The organism is Bacteroides mucinivorans (assembly GCF_034654355.2).
Classification (GTDB): Bacteria; Bacteroidota; Bacteroidia; order Bacteroidales; family Bacteroidaceae; genus Bacteroides; species Bacteroides nordii.
Genome location: NZ_CP178179.1, coordinates 3,763,063 through 3,789,516, shown reverse-complemented (window position 1 = coordinate 3,789,516; position 26,454 = coordinate 3,763,063). Strand labels below are relative to the sequence as shown.

The following is a 26,454-nucleotide window of genomic DNA, read 5'->3' as shown; positions in this document are numbered from 1 at the left end:
TAGAAATTAGTTTCAAGTAAAGTATGAAAGTAAGAATTTTAATAGTCGTTTTATTTTGTTTACTGCCGGTTTTGGCAATGGCTGGAGACCGGTCGGTTGATTTTCATCGAAAGATTTATAAACTATGGTATGATTCACCGGCCCCGAACAATGGGGCGGTTTTTCGTCCGAATGAAAGTGACCGTCCTATTGACCTTGATTGGGAGAACTCCTCTTTACCTATCGGAAATGGGTATATGGGAGCATCCATCTTTGGGCGTATGGATACTGAAAGAATACAGATAACTGATAAGACCTTGCATATAAAGGGGTTGTGGGGAGTAGAGACACAGACGGCTTTTGCTGATTTGTATCTGGACTTTTTTCATACCACATATTCCCGGTACGAACGGAGTTTGACACTCAATGACGGAATTTGCAGGGTAAGTTATGAACATGATGGAGTTACTTATGAGCGTGAATATTTTGCGAGCTATCCGGATAATGTGTTGGCTATTAGGTTGACTGCGGATCAACCGGGAAAACTGACTTTTAATGTCCGTGCCCAGATACCTTATTTGGTACCTTTTGGAGCGCTTCAGCGTACCGATTCTGTAACTATAGGTTATTTGAGCGGCCCGACACAAACCCGTTTTAGTAATAACGGGCGTAGTGGGAAGGTTTGTGCGGAAGGAAACGGAATAACTTTGCGTGGGGAAACAGAGTATTTACGTATGATTTATGAAGGAGGCATAAAGGTGATTCCCTATGGAGGAAAGCTGAGTTCATACAGTGATTCTGATGGTGGTAATGGAATGATTCGTATTGAACGCGCAGATTCGGCACTTGTTTTGTTTACGTTAGGAACGAATTACCAATTGGACCATGCTGTTTTTTCTAATCCTCCTGCGAAGAAACTGGTTAATGGTATAGATCCGCATGAACAGATTGTGAAAACATTAAGGAAAGCAGAGGAAAAAGGATATAAGGAATTGTTAGAAAATCATCTTTCAGATTATAAATCCTTTTTCGACCGGGTTTACCTTGATTTGGGTGAAGAGTTGCCGCAGATAACGACTGACCGGTTATTGGCTGATTACAAAAAGGGGAAACAGAGTAATTATCTGGAAGAGTTATTGTTTCAGTATGGGCGTTATTTATTAATCAGTACTTCTCGGAAAGGCACCCTTCCACCTACTTTGCAAGGGGTATGGAATCAGTATGAGCTGGCTCCCTGGAACGGTAATTATACTCATAATATCAATATACAGATGAATTACTGGCCTGTCTTTAATACCAATTTGGCCGAATTGTTTGAAAGCTATGTTGATTATTATAAGGCTTATCGGGAAACGGCTGAACAGGTGGCATCAACTTATATTAAAAAATATCATCCCGAAGCTTATTCGCCGGAAAAAGGAGGGAATGGTTGGATTGTCGGAGCCGGGGCAGGTGCTTTTTTTATCGGAGCACCGGGTGGACATTCAGGACCGGGAACTGGTGGTCTTACTTCCAAGTTGTTTTGGGATTATTATGCATTTACTTCCGATATCGATATTCTGAAAGAAGTTTCATATCCGGCCTTATCGGGTATGGCACGTTTTCTTAGTAAAACTGTCTGTGATACATTGGGGTATGTTTTGGCTTATCCTTCTTCTTCTCCCGAACAGTTTAGTAAAATTACCGGAAAGCCTTATCCTTCATTAGGTTGTGCATTTGATCAGCAGATGATTTATGAAAACTATGCAGATGTTTTGGCTTCAGCCAAAATATTGAAGGATAAAGATCCGCTTTTGAGTAAACTTAAAAAGCAAATTAAGTATTTGGATCCGGTACTTGTAGGCAAGTCCGGTCAGATAAAGGAATATCGTGAGGAGGAATATTATGATGATATTGTCTTGGAAAAGAATCATCGTCATATATCTAATCTAATCGGGTTATATCCTGGTACGATAATTAACAGTAATACTCCTGAGTGGTTGAAAGCTGCTAAGACAACATTGGATTTGCGGGGTGATAATTTTACGGGCTGGTCACTGGCCCATAAGTTGAATTTATGGGCGCGTCTCAAAGACGGGAATCATGCCCATCAAATATTGCAGGATTTGTTGAAAACGTCTGTATTGGATAATTTGTGGACCAACTGTATTGCAGTTTTGCGCTCTCCTTATCAAATTGAGGCGAATTTGGGTAGTACGGCTGGTATAGCGGAGATGTTGTTACAAAGCCATGATGGAACTATTTTCCCATTGCCGGCGTTACCGAAAGCTTGGAAATCAGGAAAATATAGCGGTTTGGTAGCCCGGGGGAATTTTGAGGTATCCGTCTCTTGGGAAGAAGAACAATTGAAAAGAATAAGTATTAATTCTCGGAAAGGAAATCCTTGTGTTATAAGTTATCCGGGATTTGAGAAAGTGACTGTGACTGATACTAAAGGAAATATTATAAAATATCGAATTGAAGGAGTAGATAAGATTTGTTTTAAAACCCGTAAAGATGAGTCTTATTTAATTGAGTTGAATAAAAAATAAAGTTTGTGTTATCATGAAGAAATGTATGATCATGAAGAAGTGTATGATGGTTGTTATGCTGCTTTTGGGGACAGAGATACAACTTATTGCACAAATCAGTTGGGAGCAGGTGGTTCCCGGTGTATGGAAAGGAGTGGTGGGAACCCCTGAAAATTATTCTTTATTGAAAGCGGCAGGTGTTGCTCCGAAATTGGATGGCTTTAATCGGTTACCGGAAATGACACTGCCTGCATTGGCTTTTGAAATAGGAGGGAACGTACAAGATGGAAAAACTGCTTTGTATATTCCTTTGCAGCCAAAGGAACAATTATATGGGTTCGGACTTAATTTTCAAACAATACATCAACGGGGTAAGATTTTGAATTTACATGTGGATCATTATGGTGGCAGAGATAATGGTCGAACACATGCTCCGGTTCCGTTTTACATATCCAGTCAAGGATACGGTATTTTGGTGAATTCGGCCCGTTATTTAACCGTTTATGCAGGGAATGGTATTAAAAAAGACAGCCCCAATGCAGAGAAAGCAAAAGATCGTAATACGGATAAAACTTGGACTGCACAACCTTATTCGGATGCAGTTTCCATTTTGGTGCCTGCTCCCGGTGCCGAAATTTATTTGTTTGCAGGTCCTACCCCCATGGATGTGGTCAGACGTTATAACCTTTTATGTGGTGGCGGTACTTTGCCTCCTCGTTGGGGATTGGGATTTACACAACGTACACCGACACTTTATACATCGAGACAAGTGGAAAATGAAGTGGAAGAGTTCGAGCGTCATGGTTATCCGCTTGATTTTATCGGTTTGGAACCTGGTTGGCAAAGTAAAGCTTATCCGTGTACTTTGGAGTGGGATTCTGTACGTTATCCCGATCCGGTTGGTTTTGTAAAAAGGCTTATGGATAAGGGTATCCGTGTTAATTTATGGACCAATCCTTATATTTCACCTGATTCAAAATTATACAAAGATATGTATCCGGTTAGCGGTTCTCATACGGTATGGAACGGCATTGTGCCGGATTTGGCAAATGACAAGGCAAAACGGTTGTTTCAGGACAAACTGATACAAGAACATATCGGTATAGGAGTCAGCGGGTATAAAATAGATGAAGTGGATGGATTTGACCGTTGGATTTGGCCGGATGTAGCAACCTTTCCTTCGGGAATTTCGGCTGAACAAATGAGACAAACGTATGGAGTGTTGGCACAACGTACAACAAACGAACTTTTTAGAAAGTATAATAAACGTACTTATGGATTGGTACGTGCATCCAATGCCGGAGCAAATTCTTTCCCTTATGTGTTGTATAATGATTATTATAACCATTCTGATTTTATAACAGCATTGATTAACTCTGGTTATTGCGGTGTGTTGTGGACTCCGGAAGTACGTAGTTCTCATTCTGCGGAAGAATGGTTGCGCCGTTTTCAAACAGTTGTATTTTCACCGATGGCAATGATCGATGCATGGAATAGTGATACGAAGCCTTGGACATTTCCGGAAGTGGCCGAACAAGTGAAAGAGTATGCACTGCTTCGTATGCAGATGATGCCTTATTGGTATACAGAATTTGCCCGGTATCATTTTGATGGTATACCTCCTTTTCGGGGGATGAGTTTAGAACCGGGGTTTACTTTGGATGGGATGATAACCTCTGAACTGAAAGAGAAAAGTTTGGAAAATAATCCGTATCTTGAGGCGGTGACCAAAGAGATAAAAGACCAGTATATGGCAGGTGAATATTTGTTGGTTGCTCCGTTATTTACCGGACAGACAGAACGTAAAGTTGTTCTTCCGACAGGGAATTGGTATGATTTTTATACCGGTGCATACGTGGGTAACGGAGAGACGATTACTGTTGCACCAGGATTGGACCGTATCCCTGTGTATGTAAAAGACGGTGCAATTATTCCGATGATGGAACCAAGGCTTCATGCGCCGAAACCAGGCGAAAAGATAAGTTTGGAAATCCGTCATTACGGTAAAGCGGATGGTACTTACCATTTGTATGACGATGATGGAGAGACATTTGATTATGAGAAAGGAATGTATTCGTGGAGAGAAATCAGCGTGTCACATGATAGAAACGGAAAACCTAAGGGGTATATTTCAAAAGCCGAGAAAGGGAGACCGAATTCTATAGGGAAGATTACATGGCGTTTCATGACGGATACTTTTTGATAAAATGATATTTGGTATTAAATCGGTGAAATGGATTGATTGTGTGGATTTTATTGATCATTAATTTTGTTATAATCCCAATGAATAATAGAATAGTTGTATACTTATGATTTATATCCTGCAGTTCTTTATTTGTTAGTGGGATAAGTTTAATCTATTACATTATATGTGGAAAAAAGTAATATTATATTTTTTTGGGGGTGTTTTCATCTTATACCCGGGCAGATGACCTGATTACTATTAATTATAACATCCAGCCTGTTTACGGATACAGGCTGGATGGAACGCCTGGACGTATTGTAGAAATCAAATTGAAAGGTAAGAAGTTGCAAGGCGACTGCCTGATTGATGTACTAGCAAAAGATTGTAAAGAAAAATTGTTTTACACTGAATGCAAAAGACTCCACGCATATAGAACTCCAGCATCCGATCACAGCTAATTATAAGAAGAATAGCAAGAGGAAATGAGTATCGGAATAGGGGATGAATATTGTAGATAACTTAAAATGAAAAATCCCCATAACCTTGTCAGTTACAGGGATTTAATATGTCGTAATCGTTATAATTACTTGCTCAAAGCCTGAGCTACGTCAACAGCACAAGCCACAGTACAACCTACCATCGGGTTGTTACCAATTCCTAAGAATCCCATCATTTCTACATGAGCAGGAACTGAGGATGAACCAGCGAACTGAGCGTCTGAGTGCATACGACCCATTGTGTCTGTCATACCATAAGAAGCAGGACCGGCAGCCATATTATCCGGGTGAAGAGTACGACCTGTACCACCACCTGAAGCTACTGAGAAGTAAGGCTTACCTGCCAGTGTACGTTCTTTTTTGTATGTACCTGCAACTGGATGTTGGAAACGAGTAGGGTTAGTAGAGTTACCTGTGATAGATACGTCTACGCCTTCTTTCCACATGATAGCTACACCTTCGCGAACATCATCAGCACCGTAGCATTTTACTTTTGCACGTTCGCCATCAGAGTAAGCGATTTCGCGAACTACTTTCAATTCGCTTGTATAATAATCAAACTGAGTCTGAACATAAGTAAAGCCATTGATACGAGAGATGATCTGAGCAGCGTCTTTTCCAAGACCGTTCAGGATACAACGCAATGGTTCTTTACGTACTTTATCAGCTTTTGCAGCGATTTTGATTGCACCTTCAGCAGCAGCGAATGATTCGTGACCTGCCAGGAATGCGAAACATTTAGTTTCTTCGCGCAGCAACATAGCAGCCAGGTTACCATGACCGATACCAACCTTACGGTCGTCGGCTACTGAACCCGGGATACAGAATGCCTGCAAACCGATACCGATAGCTTCGGCAGCATCAGCAGCATTTTTGCAACCTTTTTTGATAGCGATAGCAACACCTACTACGTAAGCCCACTTTGCATTCTCAAAACAGATAGGCTGGGTTTCTTCACACGTTTTATAAGGATCAAGTCCGGCAGCTTCGCAGATTGCGTTAGCTTCCTCGATGTCTTTGATGCCGTTAGCGTTCAAGGCTTCAATGATACCTTTGATACGACGGTCTTGACTTTCAAATTTTACTTCTCTAATCATAGTTTCTTTTCCTCCTTATATTATTCGTGACGTGGATCAATGTGTTTAACTGCTCCCTGTTCTGCTGTTACGCGTCCGTATGTACCGGTTACTTTTTTCAAAGCTTCGTTAGCATCGGTTCCTTTTTTGATTTCGTCCATGAACTTACCCATGTGTACGAATTCGTATCCGCAGATTTCATCGTTCTTATCCAAGAAAATATTCTTGATATAACCTTCAGCCATTTCAAGGTAACGAGGACCTTTAGCCAATGTACCATACAAAGTACCTACCTGGCTACGGAGACCTTTACCCAAATCTTCCAGACCGGCACCGATGATCAGACCACCTTCTGAGAAAGCTGACTGAGTACGTCCGTAAACAATCTGTAAGAAAAGTTCGCGCATAGCAGTATTGATTGCGTCGCAAACAAGGTCGGTATTCAATGCTTCGAGGATAGTTTTTCCCGGAAGAATTTCAGCAGCCATAGCGGCTGAGTGAGTCATACCCGAACATCCGATAGTTTCAACCAGAGCTTCCTGGATTACACCTTCTTTTACGTTCAGAGTAAGTTTACAAGCACCCTGCTGAGGAGCACACCAACCTACACCGTGTGTCAGACCTGAAATATCAACAATTTCTTTTGATTTTACCCATTTTCCTTCTTCGGGTATGGGAGCCGGTCCGTGGTTAGGACCCTTCTTTACAACACACATGTGTTCCACTTCGTGTGAATAAGTCATAATTAGCTCTTTTTTAAGTGATATAATTAAAAATACGTAGTCACGATTCTCAAATCGCACGCAAAGGTACTCGTTTTATTGGTTTTTGCAAATCGGCTTTTATTACTTTTTTATGAAAAGAATGAAATAGAAGAGACGGGGTTCGTATATTGTAATGTGGAGATTACATTTTAATATCTGAACTATTCCTCCCAGAGTTTGTTGTTTTTTGAAAAATGTAATTATGGAACTTAATCAGATAGATATACACTATTTAATAGCAGCTATTTCTGTTATAACAGCTGCTTTGGTTTTCTACACGATAGGAGTGTGGGGAGAACATGTGCAGGGGAAACTTAAATTCTGGCACATATTGTTTTTTCTCTTCGGGCTGGTAGCAGATACCGTGGGGACGGGATTGATGAAGAGTATTGCTCATATGACTCATTTACATGATGAGATACATACTGTGACAGGTGTTATTGCCATTCTGTTGATGCTGGTACACGCTATGTGGGCTATCTGGACTTATACGAAGGGATCTGCTGCGGCGAAGGCTCATTTCAACAGGTTCAGTATTTTTGTATGGTGCATCTGGTTGATTCCTTATTTTATTGGAATGTACTTAGGTATGTCGCTACATCATTAAGCTAAAGTGTATTCTTTTTCGGATGACGGATAGTTGTCAAAAAAGTAATTATCTGTTGTCGGATGGAATAAAGAAGAACGATGATTTATCGTCTGTTTCTGTGTAATACGTTGATTCTTAGTTTACAAACTATACTATTCTTTGAGTGTAAAAGTACGTATTTAATAGGATGTTAAGTGCGTACTTTATGTATATAAACTATCGTATTTTTAGGATATAAAAGTACGTATTCTTGTTTGATAAAGATAGGAATGGAGATTCTTGTATTAATAGTGTTAAAGGATTTACGATTGGACGATTTACTATTTACGATTGAAATTACTTTATTTGTAATTAAGAGTAACTCTTCAATCGTAAATAGTAAATCGTCCAATCGTAAATCCCTTAGTCCCTCATTAAAGGACTTTAAAACTCTTTGTTTGCCTGTTATCAGTTACTCTGATAATAGCAGGCTGAAGGAGAGTGAACTCTTGTAGTGTACTGTTACTTGTCTGTGAACTTTGAAACCGTCCCATCAAGTCATAAATCTCGATGACACTTTTTCCTTCTAATCCTGAAATTACAATCTTATTGCCTTCTTTATGGAGAGACAGGCCGGGAAGGTCTGTCGCTTTTTCTATTCCTGTTGGTGTTCCTGTTAGCCCGAAGTCATCTTTGCTTGGCGACGATTCGGCATTTTCATATCCGGCTTTCATGAGTTCGTCTACCAGGCTGTTGATATATAGTTCCAGATAACAGTATCCGGTTTCAGGATCAATATCTTTGTAGGTCTTTCCTTGTGGAAGATATTTCGCTGCCCAATCATCGGGAATTCCGTCATTATTACTGTCCACAGGCTTAGTTGTCGAATGATATGTGATGTAACCTTCACTATTAGTTTGTGAATCAATGAGTCCGTTACTACTCCCATTAGAACCTTCGAAAGTATAATTTCCATTTCTGACATCAGAGATAACACGAGCGTCTATTACATCACGTTTCAGGCTTGCCCCCACGTAGTCCAGTACTTTTTCATAGGCTGCGATTGCAGTATGGGTAGTCGTAGAAGCTGTTTCAAACTCTACGGGACTTTTGATATTTTCGATGTTTCCTTCGGGCAATGCACCATTATTGGTGTTCGGGTGAATGCCTACCCAATTGTCTGCATTTGTCTTGGCAATATTTGTTTTTGATTTACTGCTTAGCTTAGAACAGCTATCATCGAAATAGTTTCCTGATACATAGAATACTCCCCATACACCGGGCGCATTGGTTTGTGTCCCGTCGTCGGCATTCGGTGAAAAGATGCGGTAAGTAATGTTGTCTTTTGTTGCTGTTGAAGGCCCCGGCTTATAGTAGTTATTGATGAAATTATAGTTACCTCCTTCTCCGGCATATCCGCCATTGGTAGGTCCCCAGTTATAAAATACGTTATTACGTAAATCTACCATTTCATCATCAGGTCTTCCTGTATAACGGCTACCACAAAGTCTGGGTACACGGCTCTTATGATGTGCCAATAGGTTGTGGTGGAAAGATGCTCCTTCGCCTCCCCAAATGCCACCGTATCCATGACTACCCTTACCGTGTACCGAATTAGTGAGGCTCTCGCTTAAAATGCACCATTGCATGGTGAAATTTTTGTTTCCGTAGAAAGAAGAACATTCGTCGGTACTCCAGCTCATAGTACAATGGTCTATGATTACATTACTCTGATTGCGTCCCCACATCGCATCATCTTCTGTTTTTTTCTCATCGCCCATCCGGCAACGAATGAAGCGGATGATCACATTGCTGGCTTTTATTACTACGGAATAGTTCTTGATACAAATACCATCTCCGGGAGCTGTTTGTCCGGCAATGGTTATATTATTATTTTTTATTTCGAGCGTACTTTCCAGAGCGATAGTTCCTGATACATCAAAAACAATAATACGGTTACTACTTTTAAGTCCTTCCCGGAGTGATCCTGCTCCGCTATCGTTCAGATTGGTAACACGATAAACTGTTCCTCCTCGTCCACCTGTGGTGGTATACCGGGCAAATCCTTCTGCTCCCGGAAAAGCAGGTGTGTTTTGTGCATGGAGTCCACAGCCGGCTACCGTTGCCATAACTAATATGGAAAATAGAGTAATGATTCGTTTCATAACTGATTAATACTTTTGTTTTCTGCAAAAATCGGCATTATTTCTTTTGTGTATGTGGATATATTATTCTTCTATGTGTAAGTTTTGGCTTTTGTAAGCAAAAAGCCAATATATGTAATGGACCGTAACAATATCTGTGGCAGAGCATTACATATATTGATGTGCGCCATTACATCTGCATCCTATTACCGATAACTTGAATATTCTTATAATAAAATCCCCGTGTAATTAATAGAGGGTAGGGTACCCTACCCTCTATTAATTACACGGGGATTTTTCTTTTAAAAAAAGAAGAAAATACGCCTGCGCGCATATATAATAATGTGAATATAAAATTTATGGACAAAAAAAGGTATTTCATTGATAAAGTTCGTAACTTTGCAACATTGTATAAACAGGAACACATTTATGATAGAAGTAACAGATGCTGCTCTGCAAAAAGCTGCGGGTGAAGGGATGGATGAGTTTATCCAGGTATTTACTGATAAATATAAAGAAGTGATAGGGGGTGAGCTGACTGCCGAAACGATGGCTTTGCTTACAGGTGAACAACATTCGCTGTTGGCCTATCAGATTTTTCGTGATGAGATTATGACGGGAGGTTTTTGTCAATTGATACAGAATGGTTATGGGGGATATATTTTTGATAATCCTTTTGCCAAAGTGATGCGTCTGTGGGGGGCTGAAGAATTTTCCAAATTGATTTACCGGGCGAAAAAGGTATATGATGCTCATCGTGCTGATCTTGAAAAAGAGCGAACCGAAGATGAATTCATGGCAATGTATGAGCAGTATGAAGCTTTTGACGAACTTGAAGAAGAATATTTTGAAATGGAAGAACAGGTAACTGTGACAGTAGCAGGGTATTTGGATGATCATTTGGAGTTATTTGCAAAAATAATAAAGTAGTCGGTGCAGTATTTTTTAAGTATCTGCATTTACCTATTGTGAATTGGAATTTATATCTTTGCAAACTCTAATAATAGATTTATGAAACAAGTGAAATTTTTGATGTTAGCCCTGGTTATATTGATGGGCGTTGGATTTACTTCATGTATGAATGGAGATGATGATACTACAGTGAGACAAGATGCTTTTGTTAAAGTACATACCTCCACTTTTGGAAGTACTTATTTTGTGGACGCTAATGGATTTAAGTATTATCCGTCAGCAACTTCTATGGCTACGATGAAAAGTACCTATGGCTTTGATCCGAGTTCAGGTGATATGGCTTATATTATATATCAGTATGACTCCGCTACACAGACGGTTACAGAAAATACAGAGTCTTTGAAGGATTTGCAGTTGATGTATGCAATGGGATTGGATGCCACTGTAGAATCTGTATCAGAAGAAGGAGCTTCTAACGATTCGATAGCAAAGGCTCCTATCAGAAGCTTAGATGGGACAATTGGTTCTTTTTATAAATATGAACCTTTTATGTTTGACGAAAGCACGCTACTGCTTCAGATAGATTATTTTATGGGAGTGGATGGTCTATTATCTCACTATTTTACACTCGTTCATTATCCTAATGAACCTGCTGAAGAGAATACCATAAAATTGTATTTGCGTCATAACAACGGAAAGGATACTTCTACCAATTATACAAGCGTAAATTTCTCAGGGCAATATCCATTTGTATTCTATAAGGCATTTAATCTAAGCAAGCTCAATGTGACGCCTATTGATACAGATACAAAAATTATTATTGAGACACAGGTGAATAATACTAATATAGACCTGGAAGATAAAAATAATACGTCATCTAAAACATACGAAGTACAAATTAAGGCTAAAGAATAAATTTGGATTACAAAGAGTTATTTAAAATAGCAATGTCATTAATTTCCTCTCCGGCCAAGGCCTGGGAGGAAATTCGTTTGGAAGAGGATAGGCGAAAAGTCTTTGTGGCTTTTGTCTATCCTATGATTGGTTTATGTGGTCTTGCTGTCTTTATTGGTTCTTTATTGGCCAATGGATGGGGAGGTCCGCAAAGTTTTCAGATAGCCATGACGCAATGCTGTGCTGTGGCTGTGGCCTTGTTCGGTGGTTACTTTTTGGCGGCTTATGCCATCAACCAACTGAGGGTACAGATGTTTGGGATGTCAGATGATATCTCTCTGACTCAGCAGTTTGCAGGATATGCACTGGTTGTCAGTTTCCTGCTGAAAATAATTACCGGACTGTTGCCTGACTTTAGCATCATCGGCTGGTTGTTGCAGTTCTATATCGTTTATGTGGTATGGGAAGGTGCTCCGATTGTGATGCAGGTTGAAGAAAAGAACCGGTTACGATTCACCATTTTGTCCTCTTTGTTGTTAATACTATGTCCGGCAGTGATTCAATTTGTGTTCAATAAACTAACAGCAATATTAAATTAAGAAAATAATGAAACTGGCTCCTGTAAATATAAAGAATAAACGTGCTACATTTGACTATGAGTTACTGGATACTTATACTGCGGGTATTGTGCTCACCGGAACGGAGATAAAGTCTATTCGCTTAGGAAAGGCAAGTCTGGTAGATACGTTTTGTTACTTTGCAAAAGGTGAGTTGTGGGTAAAGAATATGCACATTGCCGAATATTTCTATGGCTCGTACAATAATCATGCAGCCCGTAGAGACAGGAAGCTGTTACTCAATAAGAAGGAGTTGAAGAAGCTGGAACGGGGAACGAAGGAAACAGGATTTACCATTGTGCCCGTTCGTATGTTCGTCAACGAAAAAGGATTAGCTAAAGTTGTTGTGGCTTTGGCTAAAGGTAAAAAGCAATATGACAAGCGCGAGTCTTTGAAGGAAAAAGATGATCGTCGTGATATGGACCGGATGTTTAAGAGATAATAATGTGCCGATGTGCTAATATGCCAATGCACCAATGAAAAAGATGACTATTCCACAATTAATATCCCAGCGTATCCTTATATTGGATGGGGCGATGGGAACTATGATTCAGCAATACAACTTAAAGGAAGAAGATTTCCGTGGCGAACGTTTTGCACACATTCCCGGACAACTGAAAGGGAACAATGATTTGTTGTGCCTGACCCGTCCGGATGTAATTCAGGATATTCACCGTAAATATCTGGAGGCAGGTGCCGATATCATCGAAACCAATACTTTTAGTTCGACTACGGTTTCTATGGCCGATTATCACGTAGAAGAGTATGTACGTGAGATCAACCTTGCTGCTGTGAAACTGGCACGTGAAGTGGCGGATGAATATACAGCAAAGAATCCGCAAAAACCTCGTTTTGTGGCAGGTTCGGTAGGTCCTACCAATAAGACCTGCTCTATGAGCCCTGATGTGAATAATCCGGCCTTTCGTGCATTAAGCTATGATGGATTGGCTACCGCTTATCAGCAGCAAATGGAAGCTATGCTCGAAGGAGGAGTGGATGCCATTCTGATTGAAACAATCTTTGATACCCTGAATGCCAAGGCGGCCATCTATGCAGCAGAGCAGGCGATGAAAAAGACAGGTATTGAAGTTCCCATTATGCTATCTGTTACTGTTTCCGATACGGGTGGACGTACACTTTCGGGGCAGACATTGGATGCTTTCCTGGCTTCTGTGCAACACGCCAATATACTTTCGGTGGGACTGAATTGCTCTTTTGGTGCCAAGCAATTAAAGCCATTTCTTGAGCAGCTTGCCAACCGTGCACCTTATTACATCAGTGCTTATCCGAATGCCGGGCTTCCTAATAGTCTGGGTAAATATGATCAGACCCCGGCCGATATGGCTCATGAAGTAAAAGAATACATCCATGAAGGATTGATAAATATCATTGGTGGCTGTTGTGGTACTACTGACGCCTATATTGCAGAATATCCGGCCTTAATAGAAGGAGCAAAGCCTCATGTACCTGCTCCTAAGCCTGATTGTCTCTGGCTTTCGGGACTGGAATTGCTGGAGGTGAAACCGGAAATCAATTTCGTAAATATCGGTGAGCGTTGCAATGTAGCCGGTTCGCGTAAGTTCTTGCGGCTTATTAATGAGAAGAAATATGATGAAGCACTTTCTATAGCCCGTCAGCAGGTAGAAGATGGTGCGTTGATCATTGACGTAAATATGGATGATGGGTTGTTGGATGCATGTCAGGAGATGACAACTTTCCTCAATCTGATAGCTTCGGAGCCTGATATAGCTCGTGTGCCTGTAATGATTGACTCTTCTAAGTGGGAGGTCATTGAAGCCGGACTGAAATGCCTGCAAGGTAAATCGGTAGTGAATTCTATCTCTTTAAAAGAAGGAGAAGAGAAGTTCTTAGAGCATGCCCGCATTATTAAACAATATGGTGCTGCTACTGTGGTAATGGCTTTCGATGAGAAAGGACAGGCAGACACTGCTGCCCGTAAAATAGAAGTCTGTGAGCGGGCTTACCGTTTGTTGGTTGATAAGATAGGATTCAATCCGCATGATATTATTTTTGACCCGAATGTTCTTGCTGTAGCTACGGGTATCGAAGAGCACAATAATTACGCTGTCGACTTTATCAATGCAACCGGCTGGATTCGTAAAAATCTTCCCGGTGCACATGTGAGTGGTGGTATTAGTAATCTTTCATTCTCTTTCCGGGGGAACAACTACATCCGTGAAGCAATGCATGCTGTTTTTCTTTATCATGCTATTCAGCAAGGGATGGATATGGGAATTGTCAATCCGGCTACTTCCGTACTCTATACGGATATTCCGGCCGATGTGCTCGAAAAGATAGAGGATGTTGTTCTGAATCGTCGTCCTGATGCTGCCGAACGTCTGATCGAACTTGCCGAAGCGTTGAAGGCCGAAAAGAATGGTGAACTTTCAACTTCTAACTCTCAGCTTTCAACCCATTTAGCCTGGAGAGAGGGGACTGTGCAGGAACGTTTGCAGTATGCATTAGTGAAAGGTATTGGTGACTTTCTGGAAGAAGACTTGGCGGAAGCACTGCCACTGTATGATAAGGCAGTGGATGTGATTGAGGGGCCATTGATGGAGGGCATGAATCATGTTGGTGAACTGTTTGGTGCCGGAAAGATGTTTTTACCTCAGGTAGTAAAAACGGCTCGTACCATGAAGAAAGCTGTGGCTGTTTTGCAGCCTGTTATAGAATCGGAAAAACAGGAAGGAGCGCCTCCGGCCGGAAAAGTATTATTGGCTACTGTAAAAGGGGACGTACATGATATTGGAAAAAATATTGTTGCCGTAGTGATGGCTTGCAACGGATATGACATTGTAGATTTAGGGGTGATGGTACCTGCTGAAACGATTGTGCAGCGAGCTATTGAGGAGAAAGTAGATATGATTGGCTTGAGTGGGCTGATTACTCCTTCTTTGGAAGAAATGGTTCATGTAGCTATGGAACTTGAGAAAGTGGGTCTGGACATTCCTTTGTTGATAGGTGGTGCAACGACTTCCAAAATGCATACTGCTTTGAAGATTGCTCCTGTTTATCATGCTCCGGTGGTTCATCTGAAAGATGCCTCGTTGAATGCCGGTGTAGCAGCGCGTTTACTTAATCCGAAAGCAAAAGAGGAACTTGTTGGGGAGTTGGCAAAAGAATATCAGGAATTGCGTGAGAAGAGTGGCATGATGCGTCGAGAAACAGTATCGCTTGAAGAAGCACAAAAAAATAAATTAAACCTGTTTTAATTGATATGAGTATGAAAAGGATTTCCGCTTTGTTGTTGATGGCAGCTGTTTTACTGACTATCATTGTCTCCTGTTCTTCTGCTCCGCAAGGTGCAGCATCTGCTTCCGGTAATGCGGCTTTGGATAATATTTTTGCCCGCAAAAGTGTACGTACCTATCTGAATAAGGGGGTAGAAGAAGAAAAGATAGACTTGATGCTGCGTGCCGGTATGGCTGCTCCTTCGGGGAAAGATCAGCGTCCGTGGGAGTTCATTGTAGTAACCGAACGGGCTTCTCTCGATTCTATGGCTGCTGCTTTGCCTTATGCTAAAATGCTAACAGAGGCTCGTTATGCCATTGTTGTATGTGGCGATTCCACCCGTTCTTCTTACTGGTATCTGGATTGTTCAGCTGCTACGCAAAACATACTTTTGGCTGCTGAGAGTCTGGGGCTTGGTGCTGTCTGGACTGCTGCTTATCCCTATGAAGACCGTATGCAGGTAGTCCGTAAGTATACTGCTCTGCCCGAAAATATCTTACCACTGTGTGTTATTCCTTTCGGATATCCTGCTACTCAGCAGCAACCGAAACAGAAATATGATGAGAAGAAAATACATTATGAGAAGTGGTAAATAGTGATTAGTGATTAGCGATGAGTGATAAGTGATTAGCAAGCTGCGCAGCCCACTAATCACTTATCACTCATCACTAATCACTACTTTTTATTTTCTTCTTATACGATTCATACCTCGACATGATATCCTTCACAAAGTTATATGTTTCTATTCCACGGAAGTAACCGTTTTTACAAACGGGGTCGGTAAAGTATTCTTCATTACTTTTCAGCAGGATGTAGTTTTCTACATTATTGTCCCATACATTTTTATTTTTTCCATACTTATCAGCCAATGCAATGGCATCATATATATGTCCTAATCCGGCATTGTAGGATGCAAGAATGAACTTAATACGTTCCTGTTTATCGGGAATCATTCTAAGACTCCTGTCGGTGCTTGCTATATATTTCACAGCTGCTTTAATGCTTTCTTCCGGATTTTGTTCTTTGCCGGGAGGCAATCCCATCGCACGTGCTGTTTGAGGCATGAGCTGCATCAAGCCTTTGGCTCCTGCCCATGATACGGCTGTTGTATCAAAGTTAGATTCTGTATAGGCCAGTGATGCCAGTAAACGCCAGTCCCAATCTATCTCTTTGGCATACTTTTTAAATAGTTTATCATAATGAGAAATTTTTCCTTCACGTAATGAGAGGATAGGAGAGTGAGGAACTGCTTTACTGATTTCGAAGTATCGCTTCATACTGGCACTATAAGCCGGTGAAGTCATATTATCTTCGTGCCATTTGTCTGCGGCAGCAGCCAGTTGAGGACAGTCTTTCCGTACAGCCCATGAGGCCCGCTGATCAAAACTGATAGAGAGTTTGATATTCAGATTCGGATAATAAGTTGTGTTTAACTTTGCCAAATCGTTATCTGCCACTGTATAGGGGATTTTTCCTTGTGCTACTTGTGTGATGAGATCTTCGGTTGTGATGCTGTCGCCTGTTACCTTGTGAATCTGTATACCACCTCCCAGTTCACTGTTCAGATTGACGAGCCTGTCGTAGTATTTACCGGGTTTTACATATACATCTTTGCCGACAAGCTCCGTTACATCGGTTATTGGTTTTGTTTTACCATTGTTTCGCTGCACAATTACCTGATGCGTAATCACTTCTTCTCCACAATAAATCAGGCTATCTTTCAATTCTTTGGTTATAGGAAGATTGTATGCAATAAGATCACCCTCACCGGCGAGAAGCTTTTCAATTAATTCAGGTACATTTCGTGCTACTTCAATGCGTAACTTTACACCCAGGCTTTTGGCAAATTGTTCGCTCAACTCATATTGGAACCCCATTTCCTGTCCGCGGTAAATAAAATAGGTTGTTGAGCTGTATAATGTCAGTACAACCAGTTCACCGCTGTCTTTAATCTGTGCCAAATCATATGCTCCCACTTTCTCTGTCGGGTGGTGTCTGTGTCTACAGGCCAATACAGAAAAGAGGATGATGAAGAAGACAGGCAGTATAGAGCGCCGGACTGTCATTCTTATTTCAAATGTTTCTTAATATACATTGTCAGGATATCAATTGCCACATTATTATTACCTCCTTCGGGTACAATAAGATCGGCATATCTTTTGCAAGGTTCGATAAACTGCTGATGCATTGGTTTTAATATGCGCGTATAACGTTCCATAACAGCTTCAGCAGTACGTCCGCGTTCCACTACATCCCGTTGTATTACACGTATCAGACGTTCATCCGGGTCGGCATCTACAAAAATTTTAAGATCCATCATGTTACGCAGTTTTTTATCGCAAAGGGCAAGAATCCCTTCAATAATAACCACTTCACGCGGTTCAATATGTATGGTTTCAGATTGGCGGGTACAAGTAAGATAGGAATAAGTGGGCTGTTCTATGCTTTTACCTTCTTTCAACATAGAAACATGTTTTGAGAGCAGGTTCCATTCAAATGCATCCGGATGGTCAAAGTTGATATTCTGCCGTTCTTCAACAGGTACATGGCTACTGTCTTTGTAATATGAATCCTGTGGAAGTAATACAACTTCACCGGCGGGTAGACTCTCAACAATTTTCCTTACGACGGTGGTCTTTCCCGAACCCGTTCCGCCTGCTATTCCTATTATTAACATCTGTTCATAGTGTATATTTAAAACAAATAGAGTAATTTTGCATTGATAAAGATAATGCAGCTTCTTCGGCTGACAAATATATAAACAATAAATTAAAATAGCAACGTTATGGTGAAACACATTGTATTATTTAAGTTAAAGGATGAAGTACCGGAAGCCGAGAAACTCATTGTGATGAATAAATTTAAAGAGGCGATAGAAGCTCTTCCTTCCGTAATTCCTGTTATTCGTAAAATCGAAGTGGGATTAAATACCAATCCGGGTGAGACGTGGCATATTGCGTTGTATAGTGAATTTGATAATCTGGACGACGTGAAGTTCTATGCTACTCATCCTCTTCATGTAGCTGCCGGCAAAATTATAGCTGAGGCAAAAGAGAGCCGTGCCTGTGTGGACTACGAGTAAGTAAGTGAACCAGAGCGTTTACATAACTGTTATAATTTAAAATACTGAATAGAGAATGAGAAAATTATGTTCTTTTTTGTTGCTGATGTTTGTTGTCTTGGCGGCTCATGCACAGATTCAAGATCCTGTAAAGTTTAAGACAGAATTAAAGGCATTGTCGGATACTGAAGGTGAAATAATATTTACTGCCGCCATTGATCCGGGATGGCATGTATATTCTACTAACTTAGGTGATGGCGGGCCTATTTCGGCAACATTCAATGTCGATAAAAAGAATGGTTTGGAATTGGTTGGCAAGCTGAAGCCGGTAGGAAATGAAATCTCAACATTTGATAAACTTTTTCAAATGAAAGTGCGTTATTTTGAGAATACTGCACAGTTTGTTCAGAAGATAAAGTTTATTGCCGGTACATATACTATTGAAGGATATCTGGAATATGGGGCATGTGATGACGAAAGTTGTTTACCACCGACACAGGTTCCGTTTAATCTATCAGGGAAAACTACCTTAAAGGTTACAGAAACGGTAGGAGACTCTAAAGCTGAGCTTCAAAAAGACGCAGAAGTTGAATCAGAAACAGTTACTACATCTGCAGACACTACTGCAATTGTAAAACCTGCTGTTTCTGCTGACATCCTTTGGAAGCCGGTTATTGATGATTTGCATGCTTATGGAGAAGAACATTCTCAGGAAGATATGTCATGGATTTATATTTTTATTACCGGATTCCTGGGAGGACTACTTGCACTGTTTACACCTTGCGTTTGGCCTATTATCCCCATGACTGTAAGTTTCTTCCTGAAACGTAGTAAAGATAAAAAGAAAGGTATCCGTGACGCTTGGACATATGGTGCTTCTATCGTTGTGATTTACGTTACATTGGGACTTGCTATTACGGCTATCTTTGGTGCAAGTGCATTGAATGCTTTGTCTACCAATGCTGTCTTTAATATTCTTTTCTGCTTGATGCTGATTGTATTTGCAGCTTCTTTCTTTGGTGCATTTGAGATTACGCTTCCTTCAAAGTGGAGCAATGCAGTGGATAGTAAGGCAGAAGCTACAGGAGGACTGATTAGTATCTTTTTGATGGCTTTCACTCTGTCACTGGTATCTTTCTCTTGTACAGGCCCTATTATTGGATTCTTATTAGTACAGGTATCTACTACAGGTAGTGTGGTAGCTCCTGCCATCGGTATGCTTGGTTTTGCCATTGCTTTGGCACTTCCGTTTACTTTGTTTGCTCTTTTCCCTTCCTGGTTGAAGTCTATGCCGAAGTCTGGTGGTTGGATGAATGTGATAAAAGTAACACTTGGTTTTCTCGAATTGGCTTTTGCTTTGAAGTTTTTATCTGTTGCCGATCTGGCTTACGGATGGAGAATTCTTGATCGTGAAACATTCCTGGCTTTATGGATTGTGATATTTGCATTGCTTGGTTTCTACTTGTTGGGTAAAATTAAATTTCCTCACGATGATGATGATACTAAAATAGGCGTATCCCGTTTCTTTATGGCGCTCGTATCACTTGCATTTGCAGTTTATATGGTACCCGGTTTATGGGGAGCACCGTTGAAAGCCGTTAGTGCATTTGCTCCACCTATGAAAACGCAGGATTTCAATCTGTATACAAATGAGGTACATGCTAAATTTGATGATTATGATTTGGGGATGGAGTATGCCAGATTGCACAATAAGCCGGTCATGCTTGATTTTACGGGTTATGGTTGTGTTAACTGCCGTAAAATGGAGCTTGCTGTGTGGACTGATCCGACAGTAAGTAAAATCATCAATGATGACTATGTATTGATCACTCTATATGTAGACAACAAGACTCCGCTTTCTGAACCGGTGAAGATTATGGAGAATGGCACTGAACGAACTTTGCGTACTGTAGGTGATAAATGGAGTTATCTGCAACGTGTGAAGTTTGGTGCCAATGCCCAACCCTTCTATGTGTTGATAGATAATGAAGGAAAACCTTTGAATAAGTCTTATGCTTATAATGAAGATATTCCTAAATACATCGAATTCCTGAGAACAGGGCTTGAAAACTATCGGAAGGAAAAATAATATGCTGATTATTCGATATGCCAATTGAATAATTTATTAATAGTGGAATCAGTAATTTCCTCTGATTCCTTATTAGATAAGATCAGATAAATGAATATGATGGTAATTTTTTCCATCTAAATTTTAGCTCTTTTTGAAAGTCATAAATTAGAATAGTGAGTAAATTTACTATTCTAATATATTGACTTTCAATTCACTTAAAAGAGATGAATGAGATAGCTGAATAATAATGTTTTAACTTATTAAATCAGCAGATGATTTACGATTACTGATTAGCATTAACAATATAAAGAATGTCAACCTTTGAATCTTATAATGAATTGGACTTATGGAAATTATTTCTTGAAGGGGATAAGGAAGCCTTTTCTGTCTTCTATCGTCACAATTATAGGAAACTCTATTCTTATGGTATAAGTTTAGGTATGGACAGTGAATTAATAGATGATATTATACAAGAATTATTTGTTAAACTTTATACTCGCCCTCAATTAATAAAAGATTTTTCTACTATTCAGGCATTTCTTTATGCAGCTGTGAGAAATGCCTTTGTTAATCATGAAAAACAAAGGAAAAAGTATTTGTATCTGGATGAATTTGAAAACTTTGAACTACCTTATTTTGTTGAAAACACCCAAATTGAAGATGAAGAAGAATTAAAGGCTTTAAAGGAAAAGATACATAGAATAATTAATAGTTTAACTCCTCGACAAAAAGAAATCATTTATTTACGATTTTTACATCAAAAAGAATATGAAGAAATAGCCCGGATTATGGATATGTCTGAACAGGCCGCGCGCAATCTGACATATAGAGCTATGGAAAAGATCAGGAAAGAAAATAATGATTTCTTCGTATTACTATTCATGATCGCTTTGTTCTCGGACTATCATTTCTAATGAGAAAATAATCTTTTCTAAAAAACAATATTATTTTTTATGTATTAAGTTTATTTGCTGATAATAAGGTGATTAAATGATATATTTGTGCCTGTAGAAGATATTTTTGTAGTATAGCTATAAAAAATGTCTTGTGTAGTGATTACAAAATAAAGATAGAATTGTACTACTAATAGAAATAAAGATAGAATGGAAAATAGAAACAACATAGAGTTTTGGATTTTTGATGAGAAACTTATCAATATTGCTAAGGAAAATGATCAAGAAGCCCTGAAGTGGATGATGGACCTTCATCCTGAGCAATGTGAAGTCATTGAAAATGCATTTCTTTTATTGCAGAATATAAAGGTTGAAGAAACTGTTGTTTCTGATTTGCAAGTTGAACGTAGCCTTAAAGGTTTTTGGGATCGGATTGATCGTAGAAAAAACAGAAGAAGGTTATATTGGATTTCAACGGCATGTGCAGCCTGTATATCTGTTATATTGGTAGTATCGTCATTATTATTAATGGGAAAAGATTATGTTGATAATAAAGAAGAGGTATTGGCTTTACTTGACTCAATACAAAGTACATCCAGTGAAATTCTTATTATTTCGGGTGGTTTAAGAACTGCTATTCCCAATAATGAAGTCATAAATCAGACGGCACAAGGGGATTTTGTTGTGGGAACTGAGAAGAAAATGAAATTCTCTGATTTGCAGGGAGAGATGATTCAGTTGGTTGTGCCGGTGGGCAAACGTACTGCTATCAGATTTAATGATGGTACGGTTGCCTGGCTTAATGCCGGTAGTAAGTTGTTGTATCCGAAGACCTTTTTAGAAGACAGACGTGATATATATATAGAAGGAGAGACATATCTGGAAGTAGAAAAAGATCAATCCCGCCCATTTTTTGTACATACGAAAGATTTTGATGTTTCTGTTTTAGGAACGAAGTTTAATGTGAGTGCATATAAAGAGGATATTCAAAAGTCTGTGGTATTAGTAGAAGGTAGTGTTGAAGTGGGATCGGATAATAACAAGTATAAATTGATTCCCAAGGAGGGCTTCTTTTATGCAAGGAATTCTTCGGTTGTCAAAAAGGTTGATACCTACGCTTATACCTGCTGGAAAGATGGTATTATGCAAATTCAGAATGAACCGTTGGAGCATATCTTTACCCGTTTAGAGAAATACTATGGAGTGAAAATTATATTTGATAGTTCCGTATCGAAAAAGAAATATATTGGAAATCTTAATCTTTACGATTCTATTAGTGAAGTATTACATAATTTGTCACATTCAACGCCCTTTACATTTGAATATAGTAAAGAAACAAATGTTGTGAAGGTTTATCAGAAAAAGAAACGCTATAGCAAATAAATAACATCTAATTAATTTTTTATTATTATGAGAAACTATCGTCTACCACCTTAGTATAGGGGATCGTATGCTTCTTTGGAAGCTTTTTTAGAGCTGTGATTTGAATTTATAAAATAAAAGCATAGATAACTATGAGGACACAAGTAAGTATTTATAAATGTAATTCCATTAAAAAATATATTGGATTTCAATTGCTCTGTTTCGTAATTAGTATTATAGGAAACACATTGAATGCGCAAAACACTCTTTCTCAAACTAATATTTCGCTGCAAGTACGTGATATTACTATTAAAGAATTATTTTCTACCATAGAAAAACATACAAATTATGTAATTCTGTACGAGGAAGATGTTCCTGTGAAAGAAAGAATATCTGTATTTGCTGAGAATAAAAGTGTAGAAAGTATTTTGAATGAAGTTTTAACTCCCCGTGGTATTAAATATTATTTGAACGGGAAGCAGATTATCGTTACGGTAGATAAGACTAAACAACAATTCAGGCAAAGTAATGCTAAGAAATCCTGGGTTAGTGGTACGGTTGTTGATATTGCCGGTGAAGCTATGATTGGGGTGACCATTGCTGTACAGGGTACTCAAACCGGTACAGTAACTGATGCAGATGGTAAATATAGAATTGAAGCCCAGCCGGGTGATATACTTGTATTTTCATTTGTCGGCATGAAAAAACAGGAAGTATCTTTTAACGGTAAAAAACAGGTTATTGATATAGTAATGGATGAGGAAACCAATTTGATGGATGAGGTTGTAGTTGTTGGTTTCGGAACTCAGAAAAAGGTGAATCTAACAGGTGCCGTAGGAGTAATAGAATCTAAATCATTGGAGGCTCGTCCGGTTGGAAATGCAGTACAGGCTTTGCAGGGGTTACTTCCGGGACTTAATATTACGACCTCTAATAATGGTGCCGAATTAAATGCTACTCCTTCTATTAATATACGTGGAACGGCAACTATTGGTTCGACATCGAGTGGTAGTCCATTGGTGCTTATTGATGGTATGGAAGGTAGTCTTTCGAATATCAATCCGCAGGATATTGATAATATTTCAGTGTTGAAGGATGCGGCTGCTTCATCAATTTATGGTTCCAGAGCGCCATTTGGTGTAATTCTGGTAACTACTAAATCCGGAAAGAAAGGTAAGTCTACTGTGAATTATAGCAATAACTTTCGTTTTAAAACTCCTGTAATGTTACCAAAGATGGCTAATTCATGGGATTATATTAATTATTTCAATGATGCCAATTTTAATAATGCCGGTGCTTATCTTTATGATGATACTCAGGTACAAAATGTTTGGGATTATATGCACGGTACATTGAATGATGGAGGCATTCAACCGAATAGTAATGGAAAGTGGGATACCGGTACAGCTTATGCCAATGTGGATTGGTTGAGAGAGTATTATAAGGATTGGTCACCATCTCAGGAGCATAATCTGAGTGTAAGTGGTGGAACAGATAAGCTGACATATTATGTGTCGGCTAATTATCAGACTCAAGATGGATTTTTGCGTTATGGCACTGATAATCAGAAACGATTTGCAACAACAGGTAAGATTTCATCTCAGGTAACAGATTTTATTAAGATGGATTATACAACCCGTTTTTCACGTACTGATTATGGGCGTCCGAGTCAGATGTCAAGTAATTTTTATAATGAAGTACTTCGTCGTTCGGTTCCGTTGATTCCGGTAACTGATCCGAATGGATATCGATTGGCAGATGTGACATATACAGAGCATTTAGAGAATGGAGGTAGAAGACAGGAGCAGAATGATGATTTATATCAGCAATTGAAACTGACGATTACTCCGGTTAAGAATTGGAATATAATGGCGGAAATGAATGCACGTATTACTAATGACTGGCAACATGAAGTTTGGAATCTGGTGTACGGGCATTATGCGACAGAGCCTTTGAAGACTTATGTATCCAATCTGAGCCAGAAGAAGAGTCGTGTATATGAGTATGCATATCGTGCTACTCACTTGACCCCTAATTTTTATTCTAATTATAATATTGCGTTAGGAGAACATAATCTGGCAGCAATGGTAGGATTTCAGTTAGAGTCTTATAAAAATCGCATGCTTAGCGGACAACGCAATGATTTAATATCCGATGATATTCCGGTTTTAGATCAAACTACTGATGTTGAGAATGCTACATTGAAGGGTAACTATAATGAATGGTGCACGGTAGGCTTCTTTGGCCGTATTAATTATGATTATAAAGAGCGTTATCTACTGGAAGTAAACGTGCGTAGAGATGGTAGTTCGCGTTATCGTCGTGACAAACGCTGGATAACTTCTCCATCTGCTTCTTTAGGTTGGAATATAGCGCGAGAAGAGTTTATGAAGGGTACGGCTGATTATATTCAACTGTTGAAGTTGAGAGCTTCTTATGGTGTTTTGGCCAATCAGAATGCTAAAAGTTATTACCCTACTTACCTCACAATGACAACTGCCGCAGGAAAGGGAGATTGGTTAATTGACGGTTTACGTCCTAATACAGCGGCTGCTCCAGGATTAATATCTACTTCTTTAACTTGGGAAAAGATTAAAACGTTGAATTTTGGTCTTGACTGGGGAGTACTAAATAACCGTTTGACGGGTTCTTTTGATATCTACAGCCGTACAACAAAAGATATGATGGGACCTGGAGTAGACTTACCCGGAACATTGGGAACAAGTGCCCCTGCAACCAATAACACAGATTTAGTAACTAAAGGTTGGGAATTGCAGATTGGCTGGAAAGATCGTATTAATGAGTTTCAGTATGGAGTGTCATTCAATTTATCAGACAGTAGAACGAAAATATTGAAATATCCGAATCTGACAGGTTCATTGAGTACTTATTATGAAGGACAAATTCTGGGAGATATTTTTGGATATGAAACGATTGGAATAGCAAAAACTGATGAGGAGATGGAAGCACATTTAGCTTCATTACCCAATGGTGGACAAAATGCCTTAGGCAGTAAGTGGGCTGCCGGTGATATTATGTATGCCGATACTAACGGTGACGGAAAGGTAAGTAATGGCTCAAATACAATTTATGATATGGGTGATTTGAGGAAAATAGGGAATAGTACTCCGCGTTTCCGTACAGGCATTAGTTTGGATGCCTCCTGGAGAGGTTTTGCAATTTCAATGTTTTGGCAAGGAGTATTAAAACGGGATTACTATCCGGACGCAAAGGTAGGTTCTGCATCTACTGATCTGAATTTTGTATTTTGGGGAGCAACGTCAGGTGGAAAATCCTGGTCTGTCGTTTTTGATGAGCATATGAATTATTTCCGTGATGAAGATAGTCGTTTGGGAGCTAATTATGACGCGTATTATCCACGGCCTTTGTGGGCTAATAAGAATAAATCCACTCAGACACGTTATTTGCAGAATGCTTCGTATATGCGTTTGAAAAACTTGCAACTATCCTATACTTTTCCTGCAAAATGGATGAGACGGGCATATATACAAAATCTGCGTTTATTTGTCTCTGGTGAGAATCTGCTTACATTTACTAAACTGTCTAAGACTATGGATCCTGAAACTGCCGGCATTGGTCTTAAGGGTGGTATGGTATATCCGTTGTCAAAGACCTATTCATTTGGCTTAAGTGTGACCTTTTAAT

The 26,454-nt window shown here is 39.5% G+C and carries 19 protein-coding genes; 14 read left to right on the top strand and 5 right to left on the bottom strand.

The annotated features are described in order from the left end of the window. Window positions 1-23: 23 nt before the first annotated feature. Window positions 24-2,510 carry a glycoside hydrolase family 95 protein gene (locus VCM39_RS14645; protein ID WP_289293415.1) on the top strand — a complete coding sequence of 829 codons (2,487 nt, stop codon included), beginning with the start codon at window positions 24-26 and terminating at the stop codon, window positions 2,508-2,510. A gap of 25 nt (window positions 2,511-2,535) precedes the next feature. Further along, a complete protein-coding gene (locus VCM39_RS14640) occupies window positions 2,536-4,692 on the top strand; it encodes a glycoside hydrolase family 31 protein (protein ID WP_407934707.1) in 2,157 nt (718 codons plus the stop codon). Window positions 4,693-5,257: 565 nt separating this feature from the next. Here VCM39_RS14640 and VCM39_RS14635 read toward each other — a convergent pair. Both VCM39_RS14635 and VCM39_RS14630 read right to left on the bottom strand, forming a co-directional pair. Further along, window positions 5,258-6,268, bottom strand: coding sequence for a GGGtGRT protein (locus VCM39_RS14635; protein WP_221648868.1), 1,011 nt, complete (start codon window positions 6,266-6,268; stop codon window positions 5,258-5,260). A 20-nt stretch (window positions 6,269-6,288) separates the two neighbouring features. Continuing rightward, window positions 6,289-6,990 (bottom strand): iron-sulfur cluster assembly scaffold protein, encoded by a 702-nt coding sequence (locus VCM39_RS14630; RefSeq protein ID WP_002561828.1) that lies wholly within the window; start codon window positions 6,988-6,990, stop codon window positions 6,289-6,291. Between the two features lie 223 nt (window positions 6,991-7,213). On the opposite strand from VCM39_RS14630, the gene VCM39_RS14625 reads away from it, so the two are divergent. Further along, complete coding sequence (locus VCM39_RS14625; protein WP_221648867.1) at window positions 7,214-7,618, top strand: HsmA family protein; 405 nt, start codon at window positions 7,214-7,216, stop codon at window positions 7,616-7,618. Between the two features lie 395 nt (window positions 7,619-8,013). Here the strand turns inward: VCM39_RS14625 and VCM39_RS14620 are convergent, their stop codons facing one another. Next, window positions 8,014-9,744 (bottom strand): hypothetical protein, encoded by a 1,731-nt coding sequence (locus tag VCM39_RS14620; RefSeq protein WP_322932982.1) that lies wholly within the window; start codon window positions 9,742-9,744, stop codon window positions 8,014-8,016. A gap of 408 nt (window positions 9,745-10,152) precedes the next feature. Here VCM39_RS14620 and VCM39_RS14615 point away from each other — a divergent pair, with 408 nt between their 5' ends. The 6 genes from VCM39_RS14615 (at window position 10,153) to VCM39_RS14590 (ending at window position 15,993) form a co-directional block, all read left to right on the top strand. Further along, window positions 10,153-10,653, top strand: a complete 501-nt coding sequence (locus tag VCM39_RS14615; RefSeq protein ID WP_322932983.1) for a DMP19 family protein — start codon at window positions 10,153-10,155, stop codon at window positions 10,651-10,653. A gap of 81 nt (window positions 10,654-10,734) precedes the next feature. Then, a complete protein-coding gene (locus VCM39_RS14610) occupies window positions 10,735-11,550 on the top strand; it encodes a hypothetical protein (protein ID WP_322932984.1) in 816 nt (271 codons plus the stop codon). 32 nt (window positions 11,551-11,582) lie between these two features. After that, window positions 11,583-12,128, top strand: a complete 546-nt coding sequence (locus VCM39_RS14605) for a Yip1 family protein (protein ID WP_221648864.1) — start codon at window positions 11,583-11,585, stop codon at window positions 12,126-12,128. A gap of 7 nt (window positions 12,129-12,135) precedes the next feature. Further along, on the top strand, window positions 12,136-12,588 hold the full coding sequence (gene smpB, locus VCM39_RS14600) for an SsrA-binding protein (protein WP_002561821.1): 453 nt from the start codon (window positions 12,136-12,138) through the stop codon (window positions 12,586-12,588). 34 nt (window positions 12,589-12,622) lie between these two features. Next, the gene (metH, locus tag VCM39_RS14595) at window positions 12,623-15,382 is read left to right on the top strand and encodes a methionine synthase (protein ID WP_322932985.1); all 2,760 of its coding nucleotides are present in this window, start codon (window positions 12,623-12,625) and stop codon (window positions 15,380-15,382) included. Window positions 15,383-15,420: 38 nt separating this feature from the next. Further along, window positions 15,421-15,993, top strand: a complete 573-nt coding sequence (locus tag VCM39_RS14590; protein ID WP_370634114.1) for a nitroreductase family protein — start codon at window positions 15,421-15,423, stop codon at window positions 15,991-15,993. 76 nt (window positions 15,994-16,069) lie between these two features. Here the strand turns inward: VCM39_RS14590 and VCM39_RS14585 are convergent, their stop codons facing one another. Continuing rightward, entirely contained in the window at window positions 16,070-17,467 is a 1,398-nt protein-coding gene (locus tag VCM39_RS14585) for a transglycosylase SLT domain-containing protein (RefSeq protein ID WP_289292907.1), read from the bottom strand. Window positions 17,468-17,469: 2 nt separating this feature from the next. Further along, the gene (udk, locus tag VCM39_RS14580) at window positions 17,470-18,078 is read right to left on the bottom strand and encodes a uridine kinase (protein WP_289292908.1); all 609 of its coding nucleotides are present in this window, start codon (window positions 18,076-18,078) and stop codon (window positions 17,470-17,472) included. Between the two features lie 108 nt (window positions 18,079-18,186). Between udk and VCM39_RS14575 the strand changes: the two genes are divergently transcribed. The 5 genes from VCM39_RS14575 (at window position 18,187) to VCM39_RS14555 (ending at window position 26,453) form a co-directional block, all read left to right on the top strand. Next, window positions 18,187-18,483, top strand: a complete 297-nt coding sequence (locus VCM39_RS14575) for a Dabb family protein (protein ID WP_322932986.1) — start codon at window positions 18,187-18,189, stop codon at window positions 18,481-18,483. Window positions 18,484-18,538: 55 nt separating this feature from the next. Next, window positions 18,539-20,551 carry a protein-disulfide reductase DsbD family protein gene (locus tag VCM39_RS14570; protein WP_221648858.1) on the top strand — a complete coding sequence of 671 codons (2,013 nt, stop codon included), beginning with the start codon at window positions 18,539-18,541 and terminating at the stop codon, window positions 20,549-20,551. Between the two features lie 293 nt (window positions 20,552-20,844). Next, a complete protein-coding gene (locus VCM39_RS14565; RefSeq protein ID WP_002561814.1) occupies window positions 20,845-21,447 on the top strand; it encodes an RNA polymerase sigma factor in 603 nt (200 codons plus the stop codon). Between the two features lie 189 nt (window positions 21,448-21,636). Further along, on the top strand, window positions 21,637-22,809 hold the full coding sequence (locus tag VCM39_RS14560) for a FecR family protein (protein WP_195349209.1): 1,173 nt from the start codon (window positions 21,637-21,639) through the stop codon (window positions 22,807-22,809). Window positions 22,810-22,940: 131 nt separating this feature from the next. Continuing rightward, window positions 22,941-26,453 (top strand): SusC/RagA family TonB-linked outer membrane protein, encoded by a 3,513-nt coding sequence (locus tag VCM39_RS14555; RefSeq protein WP_322932987.1) that lies wholly within the window; start codon window positions 22,941-22,943, stop codon window positions 26,451-26,453. Window position 26,454 lies beyond the last annotated feature (1 nt).

Coding starts and splice junctions, on each gene's coding strand:
- udk (WP_289292908.1), bottom strand. CDS start 18,078: ATGTTAATAATAGGAATAGCAGGCGGAACGGGTTCGGGAAAGACCACC.
- VCM39_RS14585 (WP_289292907.1), bottom strand. CDS start 17,467: ATGACAGTCCGGCGCTCTATACTGCCTGTCTTCTTCATCATCCTCTTT.
- VCM39_RS14630 (WP_002561828.1), bottom strand. CDS start 6,990: ATGACTTATTCACACGAAGTGGAACACATGTGTGTTGTAAAGAAGGGT.
- VCM39_RS14625 (WP_221648867.1), top strand. CDS start 7,214: ATGGAACTTAATCAGATAGATATACACTATTTAATAGCAGCTATTTCT.
- VCM39_RS14645 (WP_289293415.1), top strand. CDS start 24: ATGAAAGTAAGAATTTTAATAGTCGTTTTATTTTGTTTACTGCCGGTT.
- VCM39_RS14590 (WP_370634114.1), top strand. CDS start 15,421: ATGGCAGCTGTTTTACTGACTATCATTGTCTCCTGTTCTTCTGCTCCG.
- VCM39_RS14635 (WP_221648868.1), bottom strand. CDS start 6,268: ATGATTAGAGAAGTAAAATTTGAAAGTCAAGACCGTCGTATCAAAGGT.
- VCM39_RS14640 (WP_407934707.1), top strand. CDS start 2,536: ATGATCATGAAGAAGTGTATGATGGTTGTTATGCTGCTTTTGGGGACA.
- metH (WP_322932985.1), top strand. CDS start 12,623: ATGAAAAAGATGACTATTCCACAATTAATATCCCAGCGTATCCTTATA.
- VCM39_RS14575 (WP_322932986.1), top strand. CDS start 18,187: ATGGTGAAACACATTGTATTATTTAAGTTAAAGGATGAAGTACCGGAA.
- VCM39_RS14605 (WP_221648864.1), top strand. CDS start 11,583: ATGTCATTAATTTCCTCTCCGGCCAAGGCCTGGGAGGAAATTCGTTTG.
- VCM39_RS14610 (WP_322932984.1), top strand. CDS start 10,735: ATGAAACAAGTGAAATTTTTGATGTTAGCCCTGGTTATATTGATGGGC.
- VCM39_RS14620 (WP_322932982.1), bottom strand. CDS start 9,744: ATGAAACGAATCATTACTCTATTTTCCATATTAGTTATGGCAACGGTA.
- VCM39_RS14615 (WP_322932983.1), top strand. CDS start 10,153: ATGATAGAAGTAACAGATGCTGCTCTGCAAAAAGCTGCGGGTGAAGGG.
- VCM39_RS14565 (WP_002561814.1), top strand. CDS start 20,845: ATGTCAACCTTTGAATCTTATAATGAATTGGACTTATGGAAATTATTT.
- smpB (WP_002561821.1), top strand. CDS start 12,136: ATGAAACTGGCTCCTGTAAATATAAAGAATAAACGTGCTACATTTGAC.
- VCM39_RS14560 (WP_195349209.1), top strand. CDS start 21,637: ATGGAAAATAGAAACAACATAGAGTTTTGGATTTTTGATGAGAAACTT.
- VCM39_RS14570 (WP_221648858.1), top strand. CDS start 18,539: ATGAGAAAATTATGTTCTTTTTTGTTGCTGATGTTTGTTGTCTTGGCG.
- VCM39_RS14555 (WP_322932987.1), top strand. CDS start 22,941: ATGAGGACACAAGTAAGTATTTATAAATGTAATTCCATTAAAAAATAT.